We start from the raw sequence: 14,764 nt of genomic DNA, 5'->3' as shown, positions 1-14,764 counted from the left end.
TTATTTTAACTATAGAAAAAATCTATAGAAATAAATAGTTTATTAGAAGTTTTTTAATTTAATCTTTACAGTACATTAACATTCAGTATAAATCCTCCATATAGAATGAAAGCAGGTTAAGAATGAGGGGAGAGAGGTGAAACAATGGATATTAAAATTCACGGATTAGAAAAGACATTTGGACAAACACAGGCGTTAAAACCACTGCAAATTGTCATGAAACAAGGGGAATTTACCACACTTTTAGGACCTTCTGGATGCGGAAAAACGACTTTACTTAGAATGATTGCAGGGCTTGAAGAGCCGGATAAAGGTGAAATATATTTTGGAGATAAGTGTATGTATTCTGGTGCGAAAAAAATAAAAACATCTCCTCATGAACGGAATATCGGTATGGTATTTCAAGATTTTGCTTTATGGCCGCATATGACTGTGTTTGAAAATGTTGCATTTGGATTAAGGGCTACAAAGCAAACGAATCATTTACGAGAAAAGGTAGAAGATGCGATAAAACGAGTTCGTTTACAAGGTATGGAGAAAAGATATCCACAGGAACTTTCTGGTGGACAGCAGCAACGTGTTGCATTTGCTAGAGCAATTGTAACAAAACCTCATTTTATTTTGTTTGATGAACCGCTTAGTGCACTCGATGCAATTTTGCGTGAAGAAATGCGCTTAGAGCTTATGGATATCGTTCATTCTATTGGCTTAACGGCATTGTATGTAACGCATGATCAAACGGAAGCTATGTCAATGTCAGATCAAATTATTGTCATGAAACAAGGAGAAGTATTACAAAAAGGAACGCCAGAAGATATTTATGTGAAGCCGTCTCATGAATTTGTTGCAAAGTTTGTTGGTAAGGCAAATTGGCTTGTAGAGAATAAACAAATGGTTCGTCCAGAGCACGTGAACTGGGCAAAAAATGAAGTGTGCGATACGTATACAGGTGAAATTCAGCACGTTACATATGTAGGAGAACGTTATGAAGTGAAAGTAAACATGGGGACACTCGGTGTATGGACAGCTTATCACAATAGTAAGCTAAGCGTCGGTAAACCGGTATCGTTATATGTACAAAAAAAATGTATTCATCATATAGGGGGAGAGTCGTATGAAGAAATTCAGTTCGCTTAAGTCTTTATTTGTATGTACTTTACTATTTTCAGCTGTAGTAACAGGGTGTAGTTCAAAGACAGGTAGTGCAGATGCAAAAAATAAAAATTCTAATGAAAAGAAAATTGTTGTATATAGTGCAGGACCGAAAGGATTAGCAGAAAAAATTCAAAAGGACTTTGAAAAGAAAACCGGTATAAAAGTGGAAATGTTTCAAGGAACAACAGGTAAGATTTTAGCGAGAATGGAAGCTGAAAAGAAAAATCCAGTCGTTGACGTTGTCGTACTCGCTTCTTTACCAGCGATGGAAGGACTAAAGAAAGATGGTCAAACGTTACCTTATAAAGAAGCGAAACAAGCTGATAAGCTACGTTCTGAATGGTCAGATGATAAAGGACATTATTTCGGATATAGTGCTTCCGCATTAGGAATTGTGTACAACACAAAAAATGTGAAAACAGCACCTGAAGATTGGAGCGATATAACGAAAGGAGAATGGAAAGGAAAAGTGAATCTTCCAGATCCAGCACTTTCAGGTTCAGCTTTAGACTTTGTAACAGGATATGTGAAAAAGAATGGACAAGATGGATGGAAATTATTTGAACAACTTAAGAAAAATGAAGGTACAGTAGCGGGGGCAAACCAAGAAGCGTTAGACCCAGTTGTAACAGGTGCGAAAGATATGGTAATTGCGGGTGTTGATTATATGACGTACAGTGCAAAAGCTAAGGGTGAACCGGTTGATATCGTATATCCAAAAAGCGGAACAGTTATTAGTCCACGTGCAGCAGGCATTATGAAGGGTAGTAAAAATGTAGAAGGTGCAAAAGAGTTTATTGATTATTTATTATCAGATGATGTACAAAAACAAGTTTCTAAAGCGTATTTATTGCCAGGTAGAAAAGATATAAAAGCTGAAAATAGACCGAATGTAGAAGAGATTCCAGTATTACATATTGACTGGAAAACAGTTGAGAAAGAACAAGATGCAATAGGAAAACAATTTAAGAAAGTATTTCAATAAGATGGTGATTACATGGTAAATCGATTCGTGTCAGTAAGACAAGTTGGAATGACAGTAGCGTTGTTACTTGTGGCGATGTTAATCGTCATTCCGCTTTTTCTCATTTTATTTTCTAGTGTATATGAAAATAGCAGTTGGAATTTTTTAAAGCCTTTTGAAGTCATGCAGAGTGGCGGATTAGCTGGGATTTTTCTGAATTCGATGCTGCTAGGTGTACTCGTTGTAATAGGAGCTACAATATTTGCATTTCCATTGGCGTTCATTATGAGTAAAACAGATGTAGGAAAGTATAGTAAGTTAGATATTGTTTTTATGATTCCATTTATGACCCCGCCTTATATCGGATCGATGGGATGGATTTTGTTCATGCAACCTAAGGGCTATTTTGAACAATTTTTTCCGATGCTAAAGACGATTTCATCATCGTTTTTTAGTTTAGGAGGTATGGTCTTAATTATGAGTCTGCATTTATTCCCATTCCTTTATTTCATGTTGAAAAACACGTTACTTCAGATTGGGAGTAGTAAAGAAGAAGCGGCAGCAGTTCATGGTGGGAGCTTTTTCTATCGTTTACGAAAAATAATATTGCCGTTATTAGTATCAAGCTATGTCATGGGTGCTTTACTCATTTTCGTAAAGACGATTGCTGAATTTGGAACACCAGCTACATTTGGGCGTAGAATAGGATTCCACGTGTTAACATCAGAAATCCATAAATTTATTTCGAGTTGGCCGATTGATTTTAGTAGTGCAACAGCATTATCTTCTTTATTACTTAGTGCATGTATGCTCATTTGGTATATGCAAAATGTATTGAATCGAAAGTATTCATATGCAATGGTTAGTGGAAAAGGTGTGAAATCTAAAAGGTATACTTTGTCTATATTTGCGCGCGTTGTAGCATGGGTTTATGTGATTAGTTTGCTAATCGTATCAATTGGTATCCCATACTTTTCTATACTAATTGCTTCATTGTCGAAATTAAGAGGTGGTGGATTACATGTAAATAACTTTACAATAAGTCATTATGAAGCATTGTTTACAATGGGTTCTCCAGGATTAGAAGCTTTATGGAACAGTTTTCTTTTTTCGCTCGTAACAGCGGTTGTTGCTGTAATGATTGGAGTCTTTTTAGCACTTATGATTCGAAAGGGGAAGAAGTCTTCTGAAAAATGGCTTGATATGTGCGGTATGTTACCGAATATGGTACCAGGAATAGTGATGGTTGTAGGTCTTATTTTATTTTGGAATTCACCATATATGCCTATGTCCATTTACAATACACCTGTTATGGTTATCGTAACGTATGTTGTTCTTTTTTTACCTTATACAGTGCAGTATGTAAAATCATCGCTCGGACAAATTGATGACTCTCTTGTGCAGGCAGGAAGTATTTTTTCCGGGAATTATATTTATATTTTTAGGAAAATAATATTGCCTCTTATTATTCCTGGCATTCTCGCTGGATGGGCGATGACATTTACGATTTCAATACGAGAGTTAGTAGCATCGCTTCTCGTATTACCTCCATCAGTAGAAACGTCAGCAACGTTTATTTTTGCTCAATTTGAACAGGGGGAAGTATCTATAGGAATGGCGATGGCAGTTGTTTCTGTTGGACTTACAACACTATGCTTATTACTTCTGCAACATATGGAGCAAAAAAGAAAAGGGGTCGCATGATGAGGGTAGAAGTATGGGGAGGAGCAGGAGAGTACGGTCGTTCCTGCTATTTTGTAAAAAATAAAGAGACAAAAATCGTATTTGATTGTGGTATTAATCGATCGTATGAAGATAGTTATCCAAAAATAGAAAGAGAAGTCGTTCCATTTTTAGAGGCGGTATTTTTATCGCATATTCATGAAGATCATACGATGGGTTTACCTTTATTAGCGAAGTATGGATATAAGAAAAAAATTTGGACAACTCGTTATACAAAGGAACAACTTCCAGCTTATTTTGAAAAATGGAGAAACTACAATCTTTCGCAAGGGTGGAATGTACCTTATAACGATCAAAATATAAAAGATTTAAATTATGTATGTATTGATGAGATTAGTAATCCAAATGAATGGATACAGATTACTCCTACATTGCGGTTTCAATGGGGGTATAGTGGGCATGTATTAGGAGCGGTTTGGTTTTTAGTGGATATGTGTAATACATACGTATTTTATTCTGGTGATTATTCCGCAGAATCTAATATACTACGAGCTAATTTACCTGAGAAGTTGCGAAGCAATATAAAAATTGCAATTGTAGATGCCGCTTACCATACTGATGATGTTTCGCAAAATGAAAGATTAGATGATCTATGTGCAGAAATTGAACGAGTTATGAAAAATAAAGGAATAGCATTACTACCGCTGCCGCAACTTGGTAGGGCGCAAGATATAGTATTGTATTTATATGAACGATATAAAGAATTTCCGCTTATAGTAGATAAAGAAATTTTGGCTGGATTTGAAGAGATGTTCCTATATAAAGATTGGATAAGAAATAATGAAGAACTTCAATGGGTTATGGAGAGTTTAAAAAGAAACATAATCGTTATGGATCATGACATTAGTATACAAAATAGTTACGGAATAGTTGTAATGAGTGATGCGAATATGCAAACGAAACGCGCACAGTTATACTATGAACAACTTCGGCATGAAGAACGGAATTCCATTATTTTTACAGGACATATTGCGAAAGAGAGTTTTGCAGAAAAAGTTATGAAAGAGCATGTAAGGAATACATGTAGGGTGAATCGAGTTCCGTATAAGGTTCATCAAAGTATGGGTGATGTTAAGGCCATGTTAAATATATTATTACCGGAACATACTTTGTTAGTGCACGCTCATAAAGAGGATACGGATCGATTACAACAAAAGCTAAGTACAGCAGGATATGAAAATATATATTCACTTGCAATGGAACGTATAGAAGTCATTTAAAATGTAAAGGGGATAGGTATATGAAAAAAGTATTTGTATTCGTAAGCATTTTCTTTTGTTGTTTCCTTTATAACGTGATGGAAGGGTTTGCTGCTAGTCCAATGAAACCTAGTTTTGAAGTGAAGTTATTATTAAAGCCAGAACAAGTATTAGGTTATAACAAAGAGATGAAGCAAGAGGTACTAGAACATTTCCAGGTTGGTACAAATTATGAAAGAATACAAGTGCAATTTTTAGATACGGCGAATAAAAGTTTAAGTAACGAAGGTTGGTTTGCGAGAATTCGAAAGAAAGAATTTAGTAAAGATTTTGAGCTAACATATAAAAAAAGATATCCTATTCAAAATGGTGTAATTCAAGATGCACTAGAAGTAGCTAAAAAAGAAGGATTTGATAGTAAAACTGATAGTTATGAGGCGGAAGTAGATTGGGGATTTGGGAAGAAAACGTTAAGTATTTCAAATAAGAAAAGTTACAGTGCTAAAAGATATGGGGTACTTGATTTACCAAATGAACATGCTTCTCAAAATATGTTAATAGAAAAGTTACCAGGGAAAATGAACAAATGGTTGTATACGAATTGGGGAGAAGAGATGTTAAGGGGTTCTCACATATACGGTCCTGTATTAATGAAACGGTATACAGGTGAATTTGAAAATATAAAAACGAATATTGAAATTTGGCCATTAAGTAATACTGGGAAGATAGAAGATGACTTCGTAATAGAAGTGTCGTTTAAAACAAATGAGGAAATTATTGCGACAAAACAAAGAGAATTATTAATGGCGAGTATAGAGAAAAAAGGATGGTTGTTACCGAAAGATAGTTTGAAGACAGAGCTTATTTTTCAGTAAATGAGAAAAAAGGAATCCATATTTCGTGGATTCCTTTTTCTAATATATGAGTATTAAGCTAAGTCAGCTGACACGAACATATCACTATTTTGAAGATTTTTAGAGCGTAAACTATAAGCAACTACCTTCTTTTTATGTTGTTTTACAACATCAACATGCTCCTCGTGACTATAAATATAAAATGTAAAATCCTTTTTGCCACGTTTTGCATTAATAATTAAAGGAGTGCCTTCATTGTGAGGCGGTGCATAATAGCGATCTAAAAATAAACCTTCATTAAAATCATGAATGATTTGAGACTTTTTTTCGTCTTCTACGCTCTTCCCATTAATAGTAACAGTCACATTCTCTTCTTCAAGTTGTGGATGTGTTTCGTACTTGCTAATAATGGATTCAATAACAGTGTTAGGAAGGCTAGAAACGATAATTTTAAATGCCCCAAATACAACTAACATTACAATAAACCAAGTCGTCATAGTATATCATCCCCTTTATTCTATTTAATAATATAACTCATATGGTAATAGTACATATGGTGAAGTTTTGTATAATTTGTGAAAAATATGCCATTTTTACGAACGAAATGTTAGAAAAATCAATTTTGTTACAAAAAGTTGAAATCGAAGTATTTTAAAAGAAAAAGGTTTATAATAAAAATATAACTAATAACCACATTACTAATTATAAGGAAGTGTAACTATGAGTACTGTAGCAATCGTGTATGGTATTATTCTTTCTACAATTATTGTTTTATTTTTCGTTGGAGTTTCACGTTATATTCATAAATGGAAAGAAGGCGTTGCGAAATTAAATCACATTGAAGAAGAACTTAGTGATTTAATGTTACATCATGGTAAGTAAAAGAGTTATTATTTAACTAAACAATGTGAAGGCTATCACAAAACATGTTTTCCTAATGAAAGCATGTTTTTTTATTATGTGCTGAATAGGCACATATCATCTATTTTTTCCATACGATACATCGTTAAGTACAAAATGTTAGGAGCGGAAAAGAGGGATGATATGAGTACGTCAGGTTATGTTCCAGATAATAAAAATTTAAAGAAAAGCTCAGGAACTCCAAACCTTTTCTTTGATTCAAGAAAAAATGTCTTTTTTAAAAGGGATGAGAAAAACGTTGCATATGAAGTTACTTCAACGCAGTTACCAGCAATGATTGGAGGAGCATTTGTTGATTTATTTATGACGAAGGGACATATGCGAGAACCGCATTGGCATCCGAATGCATGGGAATTAGATGTTGTTGTATCAGGAGAAGCAGTTACATCCATTTTAAATCCTGAAACGAATCAATTGCAAAATTATCATGTAAAAGCGGGGCAAACAGTCTTTATTCCAATGGGATGGTGGCATTGGATCACAGCCATAACAGAAGAAGTACAATTACATTTGTTCTTCAATAACGATCAGTTTGAAACAGCAGAAGGATCAGACATACTTAGATTAACACCACCAGAAGTATTTCAAGCTGCATACGGTGTAAGTGCAGAGAAATTAGAGAAGGACCTTTCGCCAATTAAGGAGTCAGTTGTAATTGGTCCACCTAACTCCAAACGGCTAAAAGATGTTAAAGAAAGTGACGACTCAAATATAGTCGTTACGTTAAATGGACAAATAACTTCATGTGAAATAGAGTAACTCTTTCTTTTTTAGGAAGAGTTATTCTGTTTTGTATAATTTTGTAATTAAATTCGTTATAATAATTATATAGAAGGGAATGTATCTGGCATTGACGGGCAGTAAAACTCCCACCTTAAAATTCGGCTGGAGCGAAGATGTTAGGTGAGAGTCGGGCTGCCCGTAAACGTCGATTGGTTTAACTAATAATCAGTGGGGGATGAAGAACCCCACTGATTATAGTTTCACTTTATTAGAGGGGGTATATTGTGAACATATTTAAGATTATAGGAATTGTTGCAGGAGTGATTCTAGTAGCTGTTATAGCTTTCTTTGTCATTATGAGAAGTACTATTTGTCAAAAGAAGATCCTGATTACGTATTAAAGTACATAAAAGAACATAAAGACGATGAAACATGTTCATTATTTATTAAAAGAAATGGAGAAGTATTAACTTCTATAAATGCAAATAAAAAATTACCATTGGCGAGTACGGCGAAAATCGTAATAGCAGTTGAATTTGCTAAGCAAGTATCAGAAGGGAAAATAAGTCGAGATGAACAAATTTCATTGCAGGAGCTAGAAAAATATTACGTTAAAAACACTGATGGTGGAGCGCATCCTAACTGGTTAGAAGATGCTAAAGCGAGAGAGTTAGTGAAAATGGACAAATCGCTTTGGAAGAAGTCGCTAAAGGGATGATTCATTATAGTTCGAATGCAAATACAACATATTTGTTAGAAAAGCTTGGAATAGAAAGAGTAAATGAAAGTATAAAAGAGTTAGAGCTTACTAGTCATGACAAGTTCTCTTCGTATACTGCTTCACTATATATGAGAGGGTATGTAGAAAAAGAGCTTCATGAGCCAGAAAATCAATCTTTAGAAACGATACGTAACATGTCAAAGGATGAGTATAATAAACATGTGTTACAAATACATGAATGGATGAAAGATGAAGAAGAATGGAAAAAACGGGATATCCCATTAAAGGTAGATATGGAATTTCAGCGAATTTGGTCAGATCGATTAGTGGGTGCAAACGCTAAAGATTATATGAGTATAATGGGGAAAATAAATAGTAGAAATTATTTTCCAAAATCAATGCAAGATGAAATTGAGAATGTTTTTAACGGAACAGTTAAAAATAGTAAGTTTGAATATGCTGGACAAAAGGGTGGTTCTACCGCATTCGTATTGACAAAAAGTTTGTATACTACGGATAAAAACGGCAATAAGGTGGAAGTTGTAATTATGTTTAACGATATAGATGATCAAGTTGCATATCAAAAACTTAGAAATAACATAGATTATTTTATTCAAGATTTTATAACAAGTAAGGAATTTAGAAATAAATTATAATGAAATAATTTTATTATGTAAACAAAAGAGTGCTTTTTAAAAAGCACTCTTTTCTATAAATGATACAGGATTTTCTAATTATGCCATTGAATATAGATTGAAAATAAGAAAGGAAGTTGAAAAATGACGACAATATATTTCGTTCGCCATGCCCACTCAACATATACAAAAGAAGAACGTGAACGGCCTTTATCTGAAAAGGGACACTGTGATGCAGAAAATGTAACACGCTTATTAAAAGATGGACATATTGATGTTGTGATCTCTAGCCCGTACAAAAGAGCAATTCAAACTGTACAAGGAATTGCGAATACATATAATGTATCGATACAAATAGAAGAAGATTTACGGGAAAGGTTATTAAGTTCAGAGCCACTAGAAGATTTTAATGATGCCATTGAGAATGTGTGGGAAGATTGGACTTTTGCATATGAAGGCGGAGAATCAAATGATGTAGCACAAAAGCGTGCTATATTATGCATGCAAAATATATTGGAAAAATATAAAGGGAAGAATATTGTAATAGGTACTCATGGGAATATTATGGTGTTACTTATGAATTATTTTGATTCGAAATATGATTTTCAGTTTTGGAAAACAATTCAAATGCCTGACGTGTACAAATTAACTTTTGATAATAATCGTTTCATTTCTGCTGAAAGAATAGAGGAAGCAGGTCATCGGATAAATATTTTGTAAAAGTTTATCAAAAAAAGAGGAAAGAGAGAAGTTATTGTAGAAGTATGACTTTGTAACATAAAAAATATATGTTAAAGGAGGCTGTTTACATGTTTGAGAAAGAGAAAGAAGGGCTTATTGAAGTTCACAACGTATATGAAATTGCACCAGCAGATGGAACAATTATTGGTATGGCAACGGAAGAAGAAATGGAAATTGCTGCTGAGCTAGAGTTACAGTACTGTGCCCATTCTCGTTTGTTAGAAGCAAATATTCAGTTAGACGGTTCCTCCTATAAAGAGTTACTTCAGGAGTTCCAGGAGTATGAAAGAAAATCGATGAACTTTTGGCGAGCATTACATAAACGTTTAGCTGTGCCATGGGCATGGGTACTACGTATTGATGTTGCGAATGGTCCTATATATGTAAGCAATGGGTATTCGTATTACGAAGAAATTGATGATGAAGAAGATTATGAATAGATAAGTAAGGAAGCAGCTTTAGTTGCTTCCTTTTTTTGTGTGTAATGAGTGAATAGCTTCAATGATAATATCTGGTCGATCATTTTCTATTCCGTGACTAGCATGTTCAGCTAGAATATATTGACTGTTTATAGAGAGGTGAAATTGTTCACGAATTAGTTTTTGCCACGTCGATTCAAGTTGTGTTGCTTCCTCTTTTGGCATGCCGCCCTCAATCATTTGAGTAATAGAATAATGAGGATCTCTACCGATAACGATTAATGGTATTTCTAATATTATATCTAGCTCTTTTATTGAACGAGCACAGTTTTTCCACTTGGATAGTTCAGAAACCGTCGCTTTATATAATGAGGGTGATGTGGAGAATTCTATATAATGTTTTGGTTTGTTGACGAGCATAGGTTTTTGTTCATTATAAAGTGTGTCGACATCCATTTTGGAGTACGTATTATATTTTTGAAGCCACATATCATCAGAATCAGTTTGATCAGAAATCGGTAAATGAAGTTCGTCTAATCGGTGTAAGTTTATGGAAGTAGAATCAACTAAAAGAAGTGCTTGTAGCCTATCTTCATGTAACATCGTAAAATGTTGTGCACATAATCCTCCATAGGAATGACCGATTAGAATGATTGGCTCATGAATATATAGTTTGTCTAGTAACATATGTAGTTCTTTTGCTACTTGTATCGTAGTACGCGGATACATTCCCAACTCACTTTTTCCGTAACCTGGGCGATGGTATGAAACGACTGTAAAGTGCTCGGAAAGCTTTTTCATAATGGGAAGCCAATCATAAAAGGAGCAAGTCATTCCAGTTTGAATGACTATAGTTTGTTTACTACTTCCTTTTATATATACTTCTATATTTTGTCCCAATATCTCTACAAATTTATGAATAATAATTCCTCCTAAGTTTGAAATAATTTTTGGCAAGCAAAAACGATACACCAAGCACCTATACCGAGTAGGACAGATGTACTAAGTGCAAATGAATTTTTTAAACTAATATAGACGATAAATAGTAGTAGTGCTGATGCAGGAAATCCATATAATACACCTAAAGCAAATTGACTCAATTCTTGTTTGTTACCGCCTTCGAAAGAAATCCAAAATAGACTAAGTAAACTTACAAGAGGAAGGGCAGCGATAAAGCCGCCTATCGTACTATAATGTTTAGCGACTTCAGTAATGATACCGATAATAAGTGCCGAAACGATAACTTTAACGAGGAAATGCATATTTTGCCTCCTTCGCTAATAAAGAAAAGGCTTTTTCAATTAATTGTTGTTCTTCTTTTGATAACTGTGCTTCTAATATTTTTATCTTTTCTTTATCTAGTAAAGTATGCTTTTCTAATACTTCCATTCCTTCGGTTGTTAATGTAAGATTTACGACCCTTTCATCTTGTTTATTTCTCTCTTTAAGGAGGAAATCCTTTTGAATAAGGCGCTTTACGTGTTCAGATGCTGTGTTATGAGAGAGACTAAGCTCAGAAGCAACTTTTCCAATTGTTATATTTTTCTCACGGGAAACAATTTGTAAAATACGAATTGCTTGGTGGGAAAGATTGTCCTCATATTCACATCGTAAGTGATAATAAATGCTCTCCCAATGTTGATTGATGTCTTTCATAATAATAAATCCCCCTATTTTTATATCGTATAATAAGATATATTCGTTAATGCAGAAATAAAATCCTTTTATTTGGATAAAAAATATTGAAAAAGTTTATTTTTATTGAAATATAAGGTAATCTATGTGTAAAGGTATACATTTAGCAAGAGAGAGGATGATAGCTGTGAATACATTTAAATGGATTAGTCATGAACAGATGTATGTAGATGAAATACATGTTGAAAAATGTGGTCCTCTTTCAGTCGGCGTATACGGTGGAAACCAAGAAAGTGATGCATATGAAAGAGGAGATGCGGTGCTTGCTTGGTGGGATCCTGAATTACAATTTGAATTTGTTATGATTTTTGATACACATCATAAAACGAAAAATATCCATTATATAATAGAAGCAATTTCAGAAAGAAAAGAGAAACTAAAAGAATTATTTTCATACCCAATACATTTAGCTTTTCATCATACACATATGTACTTATTAGCGTTATTCACAGATGAGTTATTTATTGAAAAATGTGATCAAAATGATGAAGAACTTGCATGTTTAATTTGTTTGCGAAAAGGCGAGTTTTTATATTGGCTATCAGTTGGTGATTGTTTCGCATACTTATTCCATTCTGAGCAAACGAAGAATGGAAAAGGACGATTAAATAAACGGAAGAATTACGAATATATTGGCAGGAAAAATATTTTCGCAGCAAATACACCTTGTTTTACTTCAGGTGTGAGGGGATTAGAAAAAGGTACGAATCACATTGTAATGGCAACGGACGGTATTTTAGAGTGTGATAAACGAAGGTTTGATGATGATCAATCTTTAGTAGAAATATTACACGACGGAAATAGCTTACAAATTGAGCCGGTATTAACAAATGTACTGCAGTGGAAAGGTAGAGATTGTGCCACGATTATCGGATGGTCTATCGATACTGAAAATAAACAATGCGCTAATTAATAACAAAAAGGAGTTCAAGGTTTGTTGTCCTTGAACTCCTTTTTGTTAAGCAATATGAATATGATACGTTTTCAACCATTCATTTACTTGTAGCATATACTCCATAGCACTCCTCGCTTCAAAAGTGTTAATCTCTTTATTACTTTGATTAGCAATTGAAAGTAGAATGGAATGGTTAATGAGTGAGAAAATAGGATTGTTTTTATTACTACACATATCAAGTGTTAAATTACGAATTGTTTGTAAGTAGTGTGGGTCTTGTGAAGTTGGATAAGCGCTTTTTCTTCTATTTCGTATATCGTCAGGTAAAGCTGGTTTTAGTGCTCTACGTAAAATGCCTTTTTCAATATTATCAATACTTTTTATGTTGAAAGGAACGTTCCATAAATATTCAACTAATCTATAATCACAAAACGGTACACGAACTTCAAATCCTACAGCCATACTCATACGGTCTTTACGATCAAGTAAGAACGGGAGAAATCTCGTTAAAAATAAATAAAACATTTGGCGTTGTTTCGCGGATTTTTTACTTTCCCCTTTAAGAGTAGGTACTTCAAGAACAGCTTCATGGAATCGTGTATGAATATAATGCTCAGGATTACATTGCTTTGATACGTCGTTTAATAATAGAGAAGATGTGTTTTTCCAGTTTGTTAACCATGGAAACTTATCTACATATAATAGTTCTTCTTGATGAAACCAAGGATACCCACCGAATACTTCATCGGCAGATTCCCCGGATAAAGCTACAGTTGCATCTTTTTTCATTTCGCAAAATAGTAAATATAGTGAAGTTTCCATTTCGCCTGCACTTGGTAAGTCTTTCGCATGAAGGGGAACGAATAAGTGATTTGCTAATTCTTCAGCATTCACAATAATGTCATGATGCGACGTCCCTACATGTTCAGAAACACGTTTTACCCAAGGAGCATCTAGACCAGTTCGAGCAAATGTCAGTTCGAAATCTTTCGCGCTATTTAAAAAGTCGATTGAATATGTGTGAAGTGTTTTGTGTTCCTCTGCAAATTCTTTCCCCGCAAGTGCAGTAATACCACTAGAATCTAATCCGCCTGATAACATACAAACGAGTGGAACATCGGCAATTAATTGTCTTTTTACTGTATCTTGTAAAATAGATAAAATATGAGAAGATGTATCTTCTATAGAGTCTGTATGGATCTTACTTTCTAAGTTCCAATACTTCGTAACTACTTTTTTATCACGTGTAAATGTTATAGAATGTCCAGCACGTACTTCTTGAATATGCTTAAACACACCACATCCTGGAGTTCGAAATAACCCTAATCCAAATATTTCATTTATTCCATCCGCATCAATTTCAGCAGGGACAGATGGATGCGCTAATAATGCTTTAATTTCAGAACCGAAAATAATACTGTCATTTCTTTCTGTATAAAAAAGTGGTTTTACACCTAAATGATCGCGTGCTAAAAATAATTGTTGTTTCTGATCATCCCATAAGGCGAAAGCGAAAATTCCATTTAAATGTTGTACGCAGTCTTCTTTCCATTCTAAATAAGCATGTAGTAACACTTCTGTATCTGAATGAGTTTCAAATGCATGTCCACATTTTTGAAGTTGCTCTCTCAGCTCACGGAAATTATAAATTTCTCCATTATAAGTAAGAGCATACGTATAATCACCAGCACGGAATGTTTTTGGTTGTGTCCCGCCTTCTGGATCAATTACAATTAATCGCCGGTGTGCAAAAGCCGCTCTAGGTGAAAACCAAAATCCTTCAGCATCCGGACCACGATGCTCAATGCTATTCGCCATCTTTTCTAAAACAACATGTTCATTGGAAAGGTCCTTCTTCCAATCTACCCAGCCTGTAATTCCACACATACACATCTCATCTCCTAATTTAAAATAATTAAAAGTAGATTAACAAAATAAAATGTACACTAAGTTAAAGAATGACTACATAAATAGTGTACTACATGAATTAAACTGTAGACTTGAGAAAATTTTCTTCAAATGCAAAGTTATATGAGACAATGGCTGAGGAAAAGTATTCCATTACATAAAAAAATAATAAAAAAGATGAGAGAAAACAT

The 14,764-nt window shown here is 34.1% G+C and carries 16 protein-coding genes and 1 pseudogene; 12 read left to right on the top strand and 5 right to left on the bottom strand.

Annotation, left to right across the window (positions count from 1 at the left end; genetic code table 11):
• Window positions 1–144 precede the first annotated feature (144 nt).
• From A6J74_RS08385 to A6J74_RS08365, 5 genes are read left to right on the top strand one after another with little or no spacing between them, the layout of a single operon-like run.
• Entirely contained in the window at window positions 145–1,137 is a 993-nt protein-coding gene (locus tag A6J74_RS08385; protein ID WP_000351786.1) for an ABC transporter ATP-binding protein, read from the top strand.
• Window positions 1,115–2,140 carry an ABC transporter substrate-binding protein gene (locus tag A6J74_RS08380; RefSeq protein WP_000714709.1) on the top strand — a complete coding sequence of 342 codons (1,026 nt, stop codon included), beginning with the start codon at window positions 1,115–1,117 and terminating at the stop codon, window positions 2,138–2,140. The genes A6J74_RS08385 and A6J74_RS08380 overlap by 23 nt, the downstream gene beginning before the upstream one ends.
• A 12-nt stretch (window positions 2,141–2,152) precedes the next feature.
• The gene (locus A6J74_RS08375) at window positions 2,153–3,823 is read left to right on the top strand and encodes an ABC transporter permease (RefSeq protein ID WP_000248157.1); all 1,671 of its coding nucleotides are present in this window, start codon (window positions 2,153–2,155) and stop codon (window positions 3,821–3,823) included.
• Window positions 3,820–5,082: an MBL fold metallo-hydrolase gene (locus tag A6J74_RS08370; protein ID WP_033658363.1), complete on the top strand. Its 1,263-nt coding sequence runs from the start codon at window positions 3,820–3,822 to the stop codon at window positions 5,080–5,082. Before A6J74_RS08375 ends, A6J74_RS08370 begins: the two co-directional genes overlap by 4 nt.
• Window positions 5,083–5,102: 20 nt before the next feature.
• Window positions 5,103–5,936, top strand: coding sequence for a hypothetical protein (locus A6J74_RS08365; RefSeq protein ID WP_000755335.1), 834 nt, complete (start codon window positions 5,103–5,105; stop codon window positions 5,934–5,936).
• Between the two features lie 53 nt (window positions 5,937–5,989).
• On the opposite strand, the gene A6J74_RS08360 is transcribed toward A6J74_RS08365, so the two are convergent.
• Window positions 5,990–6,412, bottom strand: coding sequence for a YfmQ family protein (locus A6J74_RS08360; protein WP_000214604.1), 423 nt, complete (start codon window positions 6,410–6,412; stop codon window positions 5,990–5,992).
• A 41-nt stretch (window positions 6,413–6,453) separates the two neighbouring features.
• Here A6J74_RS08360 and A6J74_RS08355 point away from each other — a divergent pair, with 41 nt between their 5' ends.
• From A6J74_RS08355 to A6J74_RS08330, 6 genes and pseudogenes are all read left to right on the top strand, one after another.
• Window positions 6,454–6,570 carry a hypothetical protein gene (locus tag A6J74_RS08355; RefSeq protein WP_001987133.1) on the top strand — a complete coding sequence of 39 codons (117 nt, stop codon included), beginning with the start codon at window positions 6,454–6,456 and terminating at the stop codon, window positions 6,568–6,570.
• Between the two features lie 65 nt (window positions 6,571–6,635).
• Complete coding sequence (locus tag A6J74_RS08350) at window positions 6,636–6,797, top strand: hypothetical protein (protein WP_000108701.1); 162 nt, start codon at window positions 6,636–6,638, stop codon at window positions 6,795–6,797.
• A gap of 162 nt (window positions 6,798–6,959) precedes the next feature.
• Window positions 6,960–7,595, top strand: a complete 636-nt coding sequence (locus A6J74_RS08345) for a cupin domain-containing protein (RefSeq protein WP_000107762.1) — start codon at window positions 6,960–6,962, stop codon at window positions 7,593–7,595.
• A 248-nt stretch (window positions 7,596–7,843) separates the two neighbouring features.
• Window positions 7,844–8,936 (top strand): annotated as a pseudogene (locus A6J74_RS08340) (serine hydrolase).
• Between the two features lie 123 nt (window positions 8,937–9,059).
• Window positions 9,060–9,635: a histidine phosphatase family protein gene (locus A6J74_RS08335; protein WP_000208273.1), complete on the top strand. Its 576-nt coding sequence runs from the start codon at window positions 9,060–9,062 to the stop codon at window positions 9,633–9,635.
• An 89-nt stretch (window positions 9,636–9,724) separates the two neighbouring features.
• A complete protein-coding gene (locus A6J74_RS08330) occupies window positions 9,725–10,096 on the top strand; it encodes a hypothetical protein (RefSeq protein ID WP_000461765.1) in 372 nt (123 codons plus the stop codon).
• Window positions 10,097–10,114: 18 nt separating this feature from the next.
• On the opposite strand, the gene A6J74_RS08325 is transcribed toward A6J74_RS08330, so the two are convergent.
• From A6J74_RS08325 to A6J74_RS08315, 3 genes are read right to left on the bottom strand one after another with little or no spacing between them, the layout of a single operon-like run.
• On the bottom strand, window positions 10,115–11,047 hold the full coding sequence (locus A6J74_RS08325) for an alpha/beta fold hydrolase (RefSeq protein ID WP_002105430.1): 933 nt from the start codon (window positions 11,045–11,047) through the stop codon (window positions 10,115–10,117).
• On the bottom strand, window positions 11,008–11,337 hold the full coding sequence (locus A6J74_RS08320; protein ID WP_000545617.1) for a DUF3147 family protein: 330 nt from the start codon (window positions 11,335–11,337) through the stop codon (window positions 11,008–11,010). The genes A6J74_RS08325 and A6J74_RS08320 overlap by 40 nt, the downstream gene beginning before the upstream one ends.
• Complete coding sequence (locus A6J74_RS08315; RefSeq protein WP_000651922.1) at window positions 11,321–11,731, bottom strand: MarR family winged helix-turn-helix transcriptional regulator; 411 nt, start codon at window positions 11,729–11,731, stop codon at window positions 11,321–11,323. Before A6J74_RS08315 ends, A6J74_RS08320 begins: the two co-directional genes overlap by 17 nt.
• Window positions 11,732–11,855: 124 nt before the next feature.
• Here A6J74_RS08315 and A6J74_RS08310 point away from each other — a divergent pair, with 124 nt between their 5' ends.
• Window positions 11,856–12,683 carry a PP2C family serine/threonine-protein phosphatase gene (locus A6J74_RS08310; RefSeq protein ID WP_002047737.1) on the top strand — a complete coding sequence of 276 codons (828 nt, stop codon included), beginning with the start codon at window positions 11,856–11,858 and terminating at the stop codon, window positions 12,681–12,683.
• A 45-nt stretch (window positions 12,684–12,728) separates the two neighbouring features.
• On the opposite strand, the gene asnB is transcribed toward A6J74_RS08310, so the two are convergent.
• Window positions 12,729–14,552 (bottom strand): asparagine synthase (glutamine-hydrolyzing), encoded by a 1,824-nt coding sequence (asnB, locus tag A6J74_RS08305; protein ID WP_000333949.1) that lies wholly within the window; start codon window positions 14,550–14,552, stop codon window positions 12,729–12,731.
• Between the last annotated feature and the right edge of the window lie 212 nt (window positions 14,553–14,764).

Source organism: Bacillus sp. FDAARGOS_235 (assembly GCF_002073415.2).
Classification (GTDB): Bacteria; Bacillota; Bacilli; order Bacillales; family Bacillaceae_G; genus Bacillus_A; species Bacillus_A toyonensis.
The sequence above is the reverse complement of the archived record's forward strand: the minus strand, read 5'-3'. Positions and strand labels throughout refer to the sequence as shown.